This is a genomic window from Pseudomonas sp. E1BtOHC1 (assembly GCF_058744285.1).
In genome coordinates, this window is the sequence record NZ_CP196023.1 from 922,501 (window position 1) to 936,621 (window position 14,121).

A 14,121-nucleotide genomic window follows, 5' to 3' on the forward strand; every position below is an offset into this window, starting at 1 on the left:
CGACAATGGGTGTGAAAAACACCCACGCCGAAAGACCAAGGTTTCCTGCGCAACGTTAATCGACGCAGGGTTAGTCGGTCCCTAAGGCGAGGCTGAAAAGCGTAGTCGATGGAAAACAGGTTAATATTCCTGTACTTCTAGTTATTGCGATGGAGGGACGGAGAAGGCTAGGCCAGCTTGGCGTTGGTTGTCCAAGTTTAAGGTGGTAGGCTGGAATCTTAGGTAAATCCGGGATTCTAAGGCCGAGAGCTGATGACGAGTTACCTTTTAGGTGACGAAGTGGTTGATGCCATGCTTCCAAGAAAAGCTTCTAAGCTTCAGATAACTAGGAACCGTACCCCAAACCGACACAGGTGGTTGGGTAGAGAATACCAAGGCGCTTGAGAGAACTCGGGTGAAGGAACTAGGCAAAATGGCACCGTAACTTCGGGAGAAGGTGCGCCGGTGAGGGTGAAGGACTTGCTCCGTAAGCTCATGCCGGTCGAAGATACCAGGCCGCTGCGACTGTTTATTAAAAACACAGCACTCTGCAAACACGAAAGTGGACGTATAGGGTGTGACGCCTGCCCGGTGCCGGAAGGTTAATTGATGGGGTTAGCTAACGCGAAGCTCTTGATCGAAGCCCCGGTAAACGGCGGCCGTAACTATAACGGTCCTAAGGTAGCGAAATTCCTTGTCGGGTAAGTTCCGACCTGCACGAATGGCGTAACGATGGCGGCGCTGTCTCCACCCGAGACTCAGTGAAATTGAAATCGCTGTGAAGATGCAGTGTATCCGCGGCTAGACGGAAAGACCCCGTGAACCTTTACTATAGCTTTGCACTGGACTTTGAATTTGCTTGTGTAGGATAGGTGGGAGGCTTTGAAGCGTGAACGCCAGTTTGCGTGGAGCCATCCTTGAAATACCACCCTGGCAACTTTGAGGTTCTAACTCAGGTCCGTTATCCGGATCGAGGACAGTGTATGGTGGGTAGTTTGACTGGGGCGGTCTCCTCCTAAAGAGTAACGGAGGAGTACGAAGGTGCGCTCAGACCGGTCGGAAATCGGTCGTAGAGTATAAAGGCAAAAGCGCGCTTGACTGCGAGACAGACACGTCGAGCAGGTACGAAAGTAGGTCTTAGTGATCCGGTGGTTCTGTATGGAAGGGCCATCGCTCAACGGATAAAAGGTACTCCGGGGATAACAGGCTGATACCGCCCAAGAGTTCATATCGACGGCGGTGTTTGGCACCTCGATGTCGGCTCATCACATCCTGGGGCTGAAGCCGGTCCCAAGGGTATGGCTGTTCGCCATTTAAAGTGGTACGCGAGCTGGGTTTAGAACGTCGTGAGACAGTTCGGTCCCTATCTGCCGTGGACGTTTGAGATTTGAGAGGGGCTGCTCCTAGTACGAGAGGACCGGAGTGGACGAACCTCTGGTGTTCCGGTTGTCACGCCAGTGGCATTGCCGGGTAGCTATGTTCGGAAAAGATAACCGCTGAAAGCATCTAAGCGGGAAACTTGCCTCAAGATGAGATCTCACTGGAACCTTGAGTTCCCTGAAGGGCCGTCGAAGACTACGACGTTGATAGGTTGGGTGTGTAAGCGCTGTGAGGCGTTGAGCTAACCAATACTAATTGCCCGTGAGGCTTGACCATATAACACCCAAGCAATTTGCTTAAGAAGCGAGTTGCGGTGTGTGAAGACGAAACAAACCGAAAGTTTGCACCGCTCACAAAGCACACAAATCTATTACATACCCATTTGCTGGCACGTTGCATAAGCGACGGTCTGGCTACCGAATTTCTTGACGACCATAGAGCGTTGGAACCACCTGATCCCATCCCGAACTCAGAAGTGAAACGATGCATCGCCGATGGTAGTGTGGGGTTTCCCCATGTGAGAGTAGGTCATCGTCAAGATTAAATTCCGAAACCCCAATTGCGAAAGCAATTGGGGTTTTGTCTTTATATAGAAGTTACTGATTTTGCTGACACGTTCGACTCTTGAGTCCAACGGATCGGCCACAGAATTTCTTGACGACCATAGAGCGTTGGAACCACCTGATCCCATCCCGAACTCAGAAGTGAAACGATGCATCGCCGATGGTAGTGTGGGGTTTCCCCATGTGAGAGTAGGTCATCGTCAAGATCAAATTCCAAAACCCCTGTTTGCTGACGCAGACAGGGGTTTTGTTTTTGCGCTCGATAAAGTCTGGGTATTCAAGTCGCAACGTCCGGCAGAATCCCTGTAGCGGCTTTGAACAGACGGCTATTACCGAGGTTCGGCTTGATCCTCAATGTCGGGCTCTACGCCGCTTGCCGCTCCTGCGGGCAATCAACTTACGCCACCAGATATAGATGCCAGTAAGCGACAGCATTGCTATCAGTACACCCAATGCAGCAATGATCACCTGTCCCGTAAAACCGATGATCCTCCCGCCATGTATCGGTAATTGCAGCCGATAGAAGCGTTCTCCCAGAGTGCCCTGTCCCGCGATTTCCTGCCCCAGCAGGTGTCCATTCGTACCGTGGAAGAACAACCAGGACTTACCATGGGCCTGGGTATCGTGCTGGCCAAAACCCGCCCCATAGAAGTTGTATTCAAAGCTGTAGTACAACTCACCGATTGTCTCCTTCAAATCCAATCGCCGTCCCTCTTCCACAGCCCGCTCATACGCTTGTTGATACGTCAGCCGAGTTACCCCAAGCTCCGCAGTCGACATTCGCCCACGGGCTTCATAGACACTCGGCTCGATAGGGGAGAACAAGGACACCACTGGTTTGAAGACCTGGCTCGGTAGATTCATGGCCACGCTGCTAATGGCGATCGGTAGCAGCAGCAACCATAGCCACAAGCCCCCGGCGCGATGTAGGTCGAAATTCAGGCGGTAGGCGTGTCCTCCCTTGATCTTCCAGGCGGTAGACCACTTGTGCCAGAACGGCCGACCACGGGGCAGCGTCAACAGCACGGCAACGAAGCAATCGATGACCCAGCCGATAGCCACCAACCCCATCAGCCAGAGCCCCCAATTACCGGGAAGGACCAGGTTGTAGTGGACCTCAAGCAGAAACGGCACCAGATTCTCTCTCTGGAAGCAGCAGGCTCCCCAAAAGCGCTGTCCCCGTTGTTCAGCACTGACCGGATCCAGATAAAACACCTGATTGCGTTCGGCATAAGGCTTGCCAGTGGCAGGGTCCGTACGTGGTACCGCAGCCAGCAACGCAGTGTGTGTGGCCTCTTGCGGATATTCCATGTACCAGACCTGCAGCCGTGGATGCTCGGCCTGCACTCGATCCACCAGCGTTCCGGGTGCCAGTAACGGCCCATCTCCAGATACTTCATAGAACTGGGGATTGAGCCACTGATCCAGCTCGTGATGAAAGGCCAGGACACTTCCGGTCAACCCAGCCAGCAGTAGAAACAACGCAGTGGCCAAACCCATGTAGCGATGCAGCAGAACCAGAACAGCGCGCATTGAATGTTCCTGTACAAACGACAAAGCCAGCGGCTGTTTGCAGGCGCTGGCTTTGTGGAAGTCAATCTTGATTAGAACTGGTAGCTCACCGTGGCTGCGACGTTGCGCTCTTCACCCAGGTAGCAGTAACTCAGGCTCGCGCAGGACGCGACGTAGGACTCGTTGGTCAAATTGTTGGCATTCAGGCGCACATCCACCCCCTTCAAACCCACCTTGCCCAGGTCATAGCCGATGGAGGCGTCGAACAGGGTGTAGGCCGGCACCTTCATGGTGTTCTCGGCATCGGCCCAGCTGTACCCCACATAGCGCACTCCTCCTCCCAGGCGCAGCCCATCCAGGGTTGCACTGTCGAACCTGTAGTCGGCCCATAGCGAAGCCATCTGCCGTGGCGCCTGAGTAGGGGAGTTGCCCTTGTTCTCGATGATGTTGCCGGGGCTGCTCAGGGTGCTGACCATCGACTTCGAATACTGGATGTCGGTGAAGGTATAGCTGCTCAACAGTTTCAGGTTGTCGGTCAGTTGCATATGCGCTTCCAGTTCCAACCCCTGGGAACGAACGGCGCCGACTGCGCGGTAGAAATTTTCCTGCGGCAGTTTCGACGCCAGGTTCTCCTGGTCGATGCGAAACAGCGAGGCGGTGAACAGGTTTTCCGTACCGGGAGGCTGATACTTCAAGCCGGCTTCCCATTGAGTGCCGTCGGTAGGTGGCAGGGGATTACCGGCGCTGTCTGCGTAGGAGTTGGGGTTGAACGACTCGGAATAGCTGAGATAGGGCGCCAGACCGTTATCGAACAGATACAGCACTCCCGCGCGTCCAGTGAGTTTGGTGCGCTTGTCGCTGATCTCGGTGCCCAGGGGGCGCTTGTCTTCGGCCAGACGGTTTTCATCCGAGGTTTCCACCCAGTCCTGACGCAGCCCCAGGAAGAAGCGCCATTTATCCAGCTCGATCAGGTCCTGCAGGTATACGCCGGTCTGCTCCAGGCGCCGTACATAGCTGGTGTGACTGTAATAATCGATCGTCGAGTTGCCATAGATCGGGTTGAACGCGTTGATCGCCTGCAGCGTTCCCTGATCCCAGTCGACCACGGTCTTGCGCCGCTGATAGTCCGCTCCCAGGAGCATCGTGTGCTTGACGTCGCCAGTCAGGAATTCGGCTTGCAGCATGTTATCGACGATAAAGGAGTGCAGCTTTTCATTGCCTCCCGAGTAATAGCGCCTCAAGTCGTTGCTGGTGGCATTGGTCCAGCCATAGGCATACACCTGATCGAGCTTCACCTTGGAATCCAGGTAGCGGAAGTTCTGCCGGGCGGTGAAGACGTCGTTGAAGCGATGCTCGAACTGATAGCCGAACGACTGTTGATCGCGTTTGTAGCCATCGACGCCTGGCTCACCCTCGAAGAAGTGCTCGGAAATCCGCTGGCCATTGCGCTGGTTCAGCGTGCCGTTGGCCGGCATGCCGCCGTGGTAGCCGCCATCAGGATCATTTTGCAGGTAGGCCTGGAGCGTCAGGGATGTGTCGTCGCTGAAGTCGATGCTCAGAGTGGGAGCCAGGGCAAAGCGCTTTTCTTTTGTATGGTCGAACTGGGTGTCGGATTTGTCCGTCAGGCCGATCAGCCGATAGGCAATGCGCTTGTCATCATCCAGTGGACCGCTGAAGTCGAAGCCCAGACCTTGTTTGCCCTGGCTGCCTACGGTCGCCTGGATCTGGTGGTAGGGCTCGTACAGCGGCTTTTTGCTGGTCAGGGCCACCAGGCCACCGGGGGAGCTGCGGCCATAGAGTACCGACGACGGTCCCTTGAGGATGTCCACGCGCTCGAGGAAATAGGGATCGACCTGCATGCTGCTGTAGGTACCGCTGTCGCCCATGGACTTGAGGCCGTCGAGGTAGATGTTATCCACCGAGCCATCGTTGAAGCCGCGCATCGCCACATAATCGTAGCGATGGGTGGCGCCATAGGGGTTGGTCAGCACACCCGGGGTATAGCGCATGGCCTGGGCGACGGTTTGTGCACCCTGGTCGTCCAGTTGTTCGCGAGTCACCACCGACACGCTTTGCGAGGTTTCCAGCAACGCGGTACTGGTCTTGGTGGCGATCTGGCTGTGGGTCGCGTTGTAGCCGTCCATGCTGCCCAGGGCGTTACCCAGGGCGAAGCCTTTGACTTGCGTGGTCGGCAGTGACAGCGCGCTGCCTTGGGGCAGCGGGCGCAGGATATAGCTGCTGCCATCCTGGCTGACCGCCTCCAGCCCCGTGTCCTTGAGCAACTGGTTCAGGCCCTGGCTCACCGAATAGCTGCCCTGCAGTCCGGCAGAGTGTCGGCCCAGGGTCTGGGCCGGTGTGGTGGACAAGGTGATTGCTGCCTGCCGGGCAAATTGATTGAGCGCATCACCCAGGCTGCCCGGGGCAACGTTGTAGCTGTGGTGCGGTGCATCCGGGGCGGTGTCGGCGGCCTGTACGGTAGTGGCCACAAGTCCGAGGCCGATACTGGAGCACAGTAGGGCGGCGTGGATGGCTTGACGTAGAGTCGGGGCGCAGGAAGCGCTTGGGCGGTGATCGCGGAGGGTCATTGTAGGTTCCGTTGAAGTCGCAGGAAGCAGATTGAATTGCTTACTGACTAAGCCGGACGTCCAGACAAAACCCGCCAAAAAAACAGTTGGGTCGTGAAGTTCACACCACAGGTTCCAGGGTGACCCACCAGCGGGTGCGGTAACGCAGTTGCACCGGCAGGGTCTGGGGCAGGATGGCCAGCAGCTTCTCGGTATCCTCCAGGCGGAACACCCCGGACAGGCGCAGATGGGCAATGGTTGCCGCGCACCCCAGGTAACCATGGCGATAGCGACCGACTTCCTGCAGGAAGTCATCCAGGCGCATGTTGCGGGTCACGATCAGGCCATCGGCCCAGGCCCCCACGTCCATGGCCAGCGGTGCGGCCGGCTCCGCCAGTCGATGATTGATCCGATAGCTCTGCCCCGGACCGACCCGGGCGCTGCGACCCTCGGCAGCGTGCGGCGAATGAATGGCCACGCTGCCTTGGGTCACGCTCAGGCGGGTACAACGGTCATCCACGCGCACCACGAAACGGGCGTCGAAACCTTCCAGCAGAGCATGCCGGCTTTCCACCAGCAGTGGACGTTGAGTGCCCTGCTGATCGGCTCCACAGGCCACCATGATCTCGCCCCGACGCAGTTTGATCAGGCGCTGTTGTGCGTTGAAATTCAGGTCCGCGGCGCTGTCGGTATTGAGTTCCAGCCGGGTGCCGTCGGGCAGTTGGAAGCCTCGTTGTTCGCCCACGGCAGTGGCGAAGTCCGCGCTCCACTGCTGCCAGCCCAGTAGATCCTTGCCAACCCAGGCGCTGGAGCCCAGGAGCAGGGCGCCGCTCAACAGTTTCAGGGCCTGACGCCGGCCCAGGCGCTGGCTGCTGTTTTCCAGGGTGTGCAGCGCCACTTGGGCCCCAGGCACGGCTCGCAGATTGGCATTGAGCTCTTGGTGCAATGACTGCACCCGTTGCCAGGCCAGTTCATGCTCCTGGTGAGCGGCACGCCACAGATCGCACTGTTGCTGCAGTTTGGGATTGGCGCCGTTATTGCGCAGGCGCAGTAACCAGTTAATTGCCTGCTTGACCACCAGGTGATCTGGATTGGGCTTCAGGGGCAGGCTGCCGGAAAAGTTATCCACAGGCGTCAGCTCTCATAGCGCAGCAGGTAACAGTGATAGAGCGCTTGAGCCACATAGCGCTCCACAGTGCGCAGGGACAGAGACATCTGCTCGGCGATCTGCTTGTGGGTAAGTTCTTCGCACTGAGATAGAAGAAACGCCTGACGCACTTTCGGCTTTAGCCCCTCCAGCATCCGCGCAATGCTTTCCAGCAACTCCAGAATCAAGGCACGAGCCTCGGCACTTGGGGCTTCAGCCTCGGGCAGATGGGCGATGGTTTCCAGGTAAGCGCGTTCAATTTCCTCGCGGCGCCAGTGATCGATCACCAGCCCTCGGGCAATAGTGCGTAGAAAAGCTCGCGGTGCTTTGAGCTCCAGCCGTTCGGTTTTCTGCAACAGGCGTACGAAAGTGTCCTGGGCCAGATCAGCAGCATCCGCAGCGTTGCCCAGACGCTGACGCAGCCAACTGTTGAGCCAGCCGTGGTGATGGCTGTAGAGCGTCTGTACGGCGAACTCGGTTGATGACATGGAGCCGGACTGCCTGAGTGTCACAAATGATAATTAGTCGCATTGTCATTGAAGGATTATCGATTTGGCAACAAGCAGGGTGCTGTCGGTCATCTGAAAATGCGCGGCGGACGCTCTGGAATGCCGTTCGGCGGGATTCGGCAAATTCAGACGAGTAATTCAGATAAATCTCTAAGGGTTCGGGGAATCTTGCCGAAAGACTGATAAGACATGCGTGCACCAAAGTAGAGCGGCCAAAGAATGTCGCCTGCACTGTTACATGGAATGTTGCTTTACGGACGCATCCCCACTTTCGGCATAAGAAGTCCCATGAAATGAATCTCAAGTTCAGCCATAAAATCCTTTTGGCCGCCTCCGGCGTAGTGGTTCTGGCTTTTGCGTTGTTCACTTTGTACAACGACTACTTGCAGCGAAACACCATCCGACAGAACCTCGAGTCCTCCATCCAGCAGGCCGGTGAGCTCACCTCCAGCAGTGTGCAGAACTGGATGAGCGGGCGGATCCTGGTGCTCGAGAACCTGGCGCAGAACGTCGCCCACCAAGGTCATAACGCAGACTTCCCTGGCCTGGTGGATCAGCCGGCCTTCACCTCTAACTTCCAGTTCACCTACGTCGGCCAATCCAACGGCACCTTCACCCAGCGTCCTGACGCGAAGATGCCCGACGGCTACGACCCGCGTCAGCGGCCCTGGTACAAACAGGCCGTGACCGCCGACAAAACCATGCTGACCCCGCCCTACATGGCGGCCGTCGGTGGTTTGGTGGTCACCATCGCCATGCCGGTGAAGAAGCAGGGGGAATTGCTGGGCGTGGTCGGTGGCGACCTGAGCCTGGAAACCCTGGTGAAGATCATCAACTCGGTGGACTTCGGCGGCCTGGGCCATGCCTTCCTGGTCAGCGCCGACGGTCAGGTGATCGTCAGCCCGGATAAAGACCAGGTGATGAAGAACCTCAAGGACATCTACCCCGGCGCCAATGTGCGGATCGCCAGCGGCAACCAGGAAGTGGTCCTGAACAAACAGGAACGCATCCTGTCCTTCACCCCGGTGACCGGCCTGCCGAATGCCGAGTGGTACATCGGGCTGTCCATCGACAAGGAAAAGGCCTACGCACCACTGAGCCAGTTCCGTACTTCCGCCTTGATCGCCATGTTTATCGCGGTGGCGGTGATTGCGGTACTGCTGACCCTGCTGATCCAGGTGCTGATGCGCCCGCTGATCACCATGGGCCGGGCGATGCAGGACATTGCCCAGGGCGAAGGCGACCTGACCCGGCGCCTGGTCGTGGAAAGCAAGGACGAGTTCGGCGAGTTGGGCAGTTCGTTCAACCAGTTCGTGGAGCGGATTCACGCCTCGATTTCCGAAGTGTCCTCGGCTACTCGCCAGGTGCATGACCTCTCGCAACGGGTGATGGCATCGTCCAACGCGTCGATCATCGGTTCCGATGAGCAGAGCGCCCGTACCAACAGCGTGGCCGCGGCGATCAACGAACTGGGTGCTGCCACCCAGGAAATCGCCCGCAACGCCGCTGATGCCTCGCAACATGCCAGTGGCGCCAGTGAACAGGCCGACGACGGTCGCCAGGTGGTGGAACAGACCATTCAGGCGATGACCGAGCTGTCGCAGAAGATCAGCCTGTCCTGCACCCAGATCGAGACCCTGAATGCCAGCACCGACAACATCGGGCACATTCTCGATGTGATCAAGGGCATCTCCCAGCAGACCAATCTGTTGGCCCTCAACGCTGCCATTGAAGCGGCCCGTGCCGGTGAAGCCGGCCGTGGTTTCGCCGTGGTGGCCGATGAGGTGCGTAACCTGGCCCACCGTACCCAGGAGTCGGCGGAAGAGATCCACAAGATGATCACCTCCCTGCAGGTCGGGTCTCGCGAGGCGGTCTCGACCATGAACGCCAGCCAGGTGTCCAGCGAAGAGAGCGTCGAAGTGGCCAACCAGGCCGGTGCACGCTTGGTCAGCGTGACTCAGCGGATCGGCGAGATCGATGGCATGAACCAGTCGGTGGCTGCGGCAACCGAGGAGCAGACCGCGGTGGTGGAGACCCTCAACGTCGACATCAACCAGATCAACCTGCTGAACCAGCAAGGCGTTGCCAACCTCAACGAAACCCTGAAGGACTGTGATGCACTGTCGCAACAGGCCAGCCGCCTGAAGCAACTGGTGGACAGCTTCAAGATCTGAGGCAATCCGTAACCGACCTCAAAGCCCGCTCCTGCATCACTGCAGGGCGGGCTTTTTCATGGGTGGCGCTCAGGCCAGGTGTTCCCCCAGCAGGCCCAGGTGCGTGTTGATCACCTGCAACAGGCGTTGGCGCTGGGACTTGATGAAGAAATGGTTGCCGGCCACTTCGATCAATTCGAATTCGCGCCCGGTGAACTCCCGCCAATTGAGCATATGGTCGGCTGTCGCCAGCGGGTCCTCGCTGCCATAGAAAGCCGTCAGCGGTATATCGAGGCAGCCGCTGGAGGTGTCGTACCAGGTTTCAAAGAGCTTCAGGCCGTTGCGCAGCAAGCGTTCGTAGGATTGCAGGTCGTTTTGCCCCCGGGGCATCTCCAGGGGGCTGGCGCCGAGGGTCAGGATCGCCTCGCGAAATGCCGCGATCGGCAGCGAGTGCAGCAAGGGCCGGCGGGGCAGGCTGTCGGGGCTGCGGCAGCCAGAGACGAACAGGTGGCGGGTCTGCTGTGGAAACCGCTCCTGGGCGTATTTGCAGGTTTCGTACGCCAGCAGTGCACCCAGGCCGTGGCCGAACAGCGCGTGGGGCTTGTCGAGCCAGGGATTGAGGGCGGCGAAGGTGTTTTCCAGCAGGCTCGGCCAGTTGTCACAGGGCGCTTCGTCGCGGCGCGGGCCGTGCCCCGGAAGGTTGATCACCACCAGCTCGATGTGATCGGCCAGGCTGTTGGACCATACCCGCAGTTGCTCCGCCGCCGCCCCGGCCTGGGGAAAGCAGATCAGGCGTATGCGGGTGGTTTGCCCTGAGTTGATCACCAGCGTCCATTGTCGGGTGTCGGTGTACACAGCTTTTCCTTAAGCAAGGTGGCCCGTGGGCGGGTTCTCGGTGCTGACAAGAGGCCGTTCGAGGGGGACGTCCCAGTCCGCGAATGGTTTCTAACATAGTGGCTGGCGTGGGTGAATGCACGTGACGACTGGGGAAATTCATGGGCTGTCACCCGCAGCGCAAATGCCACTTGAAGCTATTCTCTGAATGTTCCGTGCAGGCCCTTCCCTGGTGGCCGGTGATTGTAAGGTGCCATTGTTTTTTGTCGGGCCAGCCTTCACCATCAGCCGATTTACGACAGCTCCCATGGACTCATCGCATTGGCGGCACGTTTAGCTCTTTTTCGGACCTTGCGCTGGTTCTGCTCGGCACTGCTGCTGGCTGGCGCGCTGCTGGGCAGCCTGCACGCCGACTGGGACTTCTCCCTGATCAGCCGCCGTGCCACGGCGCTCTACGGTCCGCTGGGCGAAGGTCAGCAACGTATCGATGCCTGGCAGCACCTGCTGGCCACGCAGAAGCAGGTGTCCGAGCGCGAGCAGTTGAAAGTGGTCAACCTGTTCTTCAACAAGAACATGCGCTACATGGAAGATATCGATCTGTGGCGCCAGGTGGACTACTGGGAAACGCCGATCGAGGCGCTGTGGAAGGGCGCCGGCGACTGTGAGGACTATGCGATTGCCAAGTACTTCAGCCTGCGCCATCTCGGGGTGTCCAGTGACAAGCTGCGCATCACTTACGTCAAGGCCTTGCGCCAGAACCGCGCGCACATGGTCCTGACCTACTATTCCACTGCGGACGCCATGCCGCTGGTGCTCGACAGCTTGGAGGATTCGATCCGCCCGGCCAGCGAGCGAACCGACCTGCTGCCGGTGTACTCCTTCAATGCCGAAGGGTTGTGGCTGCCGGGCGCCAAGGGCAACAAGCGGGTCGGTGATACCAAGCGCCTGTCCCGTTGGCAGGACGTGTTGAAAAAAATGCAGGCCGAAGGTTTTCCGGTCGAGACGACTAACTAGGAGCACGAGCTCAGATGTCTTTGTTCAAACAACTGTTGATCGCAATCTGTGTGTTCCTGGTGGTCGCCTTCAGTGGCAGCTTCATGGTCAGCCTGGAAAGCTCGCGCACCCAGTATGTCAATCAGCTGCGCTCCCATGCCCAGGACGCGGCCACGGCCCTGGCCTTGTCGCTGACACCCAACATCGACGATCCGGCGATGGTCGAGTTGATGGTCAGTTCGATCTTCGACAGCGGCTACTACGCCAGCATCCGGGTGGTGGACCTGGCCACGGACAAGACCATCGTCGAGCGCAGCGGCATCCCGGAAGTCAGCAATGTGCCCCAGTGGTTCGTCAAACTCATCGGCCTGGAGCCGGCCGGCGGTGACGCCATCGTCAGTCGCGGCTGGGAGCAGGCGGCGCGTGTCGAGGTGCTCAGCCATCCGATGTTCGCCGTCGCCAAGCTCTGGCAGAGCGCCCTGGGCAGCCTGGGCTGGCTGTTGATCTGCGGTGCGGTGAGTGCGGTGCTCGGAGCCCTGTTGCTGCGACGCCAGCTCAAGCCCTTGGACTACATGGTCCAGCAGTCCCATGCCATTGCCCGCCGCGAGTTTCTCAGCCTGCCGCAACTGCCCCGCACCCCGGAGCTGCGCCGGGTGGTGCAGGCGATGAACCAGATGGTGGAGAAGCTCAAGGCGTTGTTCCAGGAGCAGGCCGAGCGCAGTGAAAAACTGCGCATCGAGTCTTATCAGGACAGCCTGACCGGGCTGGCCAATCGACGTTATTTCGAAATGCAACTGCATGCCCGGGTGAGCAACCCGGAGCAGGCCAGCTCCGGTTACCTGCTGCTGTTGCGGGTCAAGGACCTGGCCGGCCTGAACCAGCGCCTGGGGGGCCAACGCACCGACCAACTGCTGCAAGCGGTAGGGGAGCAATTGCTGCGCGAGTGCAACAAGTACCCTGAAACTCACAACCTGGTGACCCGGGTCCGCGGTGGCGAGTTCGCCGTGCTGGCGCCGGGCCTGGTGCGCGAGGAAGCCATCCAGCTGGCCCAAAGCCTGGACAGCGCCCTGGGCAACCTGCATGCCACTGGCGCCACCGACGTTGCCGCAGTGGCCTCCATCGGTCTGGCGGCCTTTGCCCACGGAGATTCGCCACAAGCGGTGCTCAGCCTCGGCGATCAGGCCCTGGCCCAGGCCGAAGCCCAGGGCGAGACCAACTGGGCCTGTCTGGATCAGGGGGGCGGAGCTCAAGTCGGGGATGATCACCATGCCTGGCACCGGCTGCTGGACCGGGCGCTGTCGGAGCAACGCTTCCAGCTGTACTTCCAGCCGGTGGTGGCGGCCCAGGACACCACGCTGGTGCTGCATTACAAGGTTCTGTCGCGGCTACTGGACGAGCAGGGCCAGACCATCCCGGCCGGGCGTTTCCTACCCTGGTTGGAGCGTTTTGGCTGGACCTCGCGCCTGGACCTGCTGATGTTGGAGCAGGTGTTGAAGCAGATGGTCGGACATGACGACAGCCTGGCGCTGAACCTGTCGGCGGCCACCCTGGAAGACCCTCAGGCCCTGAACCGGGTCTTCGAGATTCTTCGCCAGCACTCTGACCTGGGGCCGCGCCTGACCCTGGAAATCGGTGAGGAACAGCTGCCTGAGCAGATCCAGCTGGAACAGTTGACCCGGCGCCTGCGGGAACTGGGCTTCTCCCTCAGTCTGCAACGCTTTGGTGGGCGCTTCAGCATGATCGGCAACCTGGCGCGCCTGGGCCTGGCCTATCTGAAGATCGACGGCAGCTACATCCGCGACATCGATCAGGAAAGCGACAAGCGCCTGTTTATCGAGGCTATCCAGCGGGCAGCCCACAGCATCGACCTGCCGCTGATTGCCGAGCGGGTCGAGACCCAGGGCGAGCTGCAGGTGATTCGCGAGATGGGGCTATATGGCGTGCAGGGGCAATTGTTCGGCGAGCCGGCGCCTTGGGGTTGAACGTGCATTCGCCGGCAAGCCGGCTTCTACAGGCGAGGGGCGTTCAGATCAAACCGGTTTCATCATCATTGATCAGCCGGCTGAGTCCACCCAGGGCCTCACGGGCCTGGCTGCGATCCATCAGCTTGGCCTGAGCCGCCGCCGGCAGGTCGGTGACACGAATCACGCCCTTGCTGGTCAGGACCTGAATCAGGTCGTCCAGCACCCGGATCATTTCCAGGTCACTCTGCTTGAGCTGCTTGAGGCTGACTTCCACCGCCTCGTTGGCGTACCAGGTCTGGATCTCGTGGTGATCGGCGGGCAGCGTCTCGGTAGCCTCGGCGTATGCGGCGGCTTCCACGCGAATCAGCTGACCTTGCGCATCGCGTTGCACGTAGAACATGGCAAATCCCTCAGGCTTTTTTTTCGGCATCCGGCTGTCAGCAGCATAGGCCAGCGCAGCATTCAGAGCGCGAGTATGCGGTGCGCCGCGACAATCGTCACGGCGCAGGCTGTTTGCCAGGAC

At 59.2% G+C, this 14,121-nt stretch carries 9 protein-coding genes, 3 rRNA genes and 1 pseudogene (1 of these 13 only partly in view); 7 read left to right on the top strand and 6 right to left on the bottom strand.

What is annotated here, in order from left to right:
• The 3 genes from ACSSVC_RS04345 to rrf (ACSSVC_RS04355) all read left to right on the top strand — a co-directional run.
• Positions 1–1,635, top strand: a 23S ribosomal RNA gene (locus ACSSVC_RS04345) (it extends 1,257 nt beyond the left edge of the window).
• A 148-nt stretch (positions 1,636–1,783) separates the two neighbouring features.
• A 5S ribosomal RNA gene (gene rrf / locus ACSSVC_RS04350) occupies positions 1,784–1,899 on the top strand.
• Between the two features lie 113 nt (positions 1,900–2,012).
• Positions 2,013–2,128, top strand: a 5S ribosomal RNA gene (gene rrf, locus ACSSVC_RS04355).
• Between the two features lie 145 nt (positions 2,129–2,273).
• Here the strand turns inward: rrf (ACSSVC_RS04355) and ACSSVC_RS04360 are convergent.
• The 4 genes from ACSSVC_RS04360 to ACSSVC_RS04375 form a co-directional block, all read right to left on the bottom strand.
• Complete coding sequence (locus ACSSVC_RS04360) at positions 2,274–3,455, bottom strand: PepSY-associated TM helix domain-containing protein (protein ID WP_492612012.1); 1,182 nt, start codon at positions 3,453–3,455, stop codon at positions 2,274–2,276.
• Between the two features lie 71 nt (positions 3,456–3,526).
• Entirely contained in the window at positions 3,527–6,019 is a 2,493-nt protein-coding gene (locus ACSSVC_RS04365; protein ID WP_492612013.1) for a TonB-dependent siderophore receptor, read from the bottom strand.
• Between the two features lie 100 nt (positions 6,020–6,119).
• A complete protein-coding gene (locus tag ACSSVC_RS04370) occupies positions 6,120–7,127 on the bottom strand; it encodes a FecR domain-containing protein (RefSeq protein WP_346633999.1) in 1,008 nt (335 codons plus the stop codon).
• Positions 7,128–7,132: 5 nt separating this feature from the next.
• The gene (locus ACSSVC_RS04375; RefSeq protein ID WP_346634000.1) at positions 7,133–7,633 is read right to left on the bottom strand and encodes a sigma-70 family RNA polymerase sigma factor; all 501 of its coding nucleotides are present in this window, start codon (positions 7,631–7,633) and stop codon (positions 7,133–7,135) included.
• 314 nt (positions 7,634–7,947) lie between these two features.
• On the opposite strand from ACSSVC_RS04375, the pseudogene ACSSVC_RS04380 reads away from it, so the two are divergent.
• Positions 7,948–8,973 (top strand): annotated as a pseudogene (locus ACSSVC_RS04380) (HAMP domain-containing protein); the annotation flags it as partial.
• A gap of 69 nt (positions 8,974–9,042) precedes the next feature.
• Positions 9,043–9,828 (top strand): methyl-accepting chemotaxis protein, encoded by a 786-nt coding sequence (locus tag ACSSVC_RS04385; protein WP_402893213.1) that lies wholly within the window; start codon positions 9,043–9,045, stop codon positions 9,826–9,828.
• A 69-nt stretch (positions 9,829–9,897) separates the two neighbouring features.
• Here ACSSVC_RS04385 and ACSSVC_RS04390 read toward each other — a convergent pair whose 3' ends face one another.
• Positions 9,898–10,662 (bottom strand): thioesterase II family protein, encoded by a 765-nt coding sequence (locus tag ACSSVC_RS04390; protein WP_346634002.1) that lies wholly within the window; start codon positions 10,660–10,662, stop codon positions 9,898–9,900.
• Between the two features lie 300 nt (positions 10,663–10,962).
• Here ACSSVC_RS04390 and lapG point away from each other — a divergent pair, with 300 nt between their 5' ends.
• Both lapG and lapD read left to right on the top strand, forming a co-directional pair.
• A complete protein-coding gene (lapG, locus tag ACSSVC_RS04395) occupies positions 10,963–11,655 on the top strand; it encodes a cysteine protease LapG (RefSeq protein ID WP_346634003.1) in 693 nt (230 codons plus the stop codon).
• A 14-nt stretch (positions 11,656–11,669) separates the two neighbouring features.
• Positions 11,670–13,616 carry a cyclic di-GMP receptor LapD gene (lapD, locus tag ACSSVC_RS04400; protein WP_346634004.1) on the top strand — a complete coding sequence of 649 codons (1,947 nt, stop codon included), beginning with the start codon at positions 11,670–11,672 and terminating at the stop codon, positions 13,614–13,616.
• Positions 13,617–13,659: 43 nt separating this feature from the next.
• Here the strand turns inward: lapD and ACSSVC_RS04405 are convergent, their stop codons facing one another.
• Positions 13,660–13,998 carry a tryptophan synthase subunit beta gene (locus tag ACSSVC_RS04405; RefSeq protein WP_346634005.1) on the bottom strand — a complete coding sequence of 113 codons (339 nt, stop codon included), beginning with the start codon at positions 13,996–13,998 and terminating at the stop codon, positions 13,660–13,662.
• Positions 13,999–14,121: the final 123 nt, after the last annotated feature.

Coding starts and splice junctions, on each gene's coding strand:
- ACSSVC_RS04385 (WP_402893213.1), top strand. CDS start 9,043: ATGGCATCGTCCAACGCGTCGATCATCGGTTCCGATGAGCAGAGCGCC.
- lapD (WP_346634004.1), top strand. CDS start 11,670: ATGTCTTTGTTCAAACAACTGTTGATCGCAATCTGTGTGTTCCTGGTG.
- ACSSVC_RS04360 (WP_492612012.1), bottom strand. CDS start 3,455: ATGCGCGCTGTTCTGGTTCTGCTGCATCGCTACATGGGTTTGGCCACT.
- ACSSVC_RS04375 (WP_346634000.1), bottom strand. CDS start 7,633: ATGTCATCAACCGAGTTCGCCGTACAGACGCTCTACAGCCATCACCAC.
- ACSSVC_RS04365 (WP_492612013.1), bottom strand. CDS start 6,019: ATGACCCTCCGCGATCACCGCCCAAGCGCTTCCTGCGCCCCGACTCTA.
- ACSSVC_RS04405 (WP_346634005.1), bottom strand. CDS start 13,998: ATGTTCTACGTGCAACGCGATGCGCAAGGTCAGCTGATTCGCGTGGAA.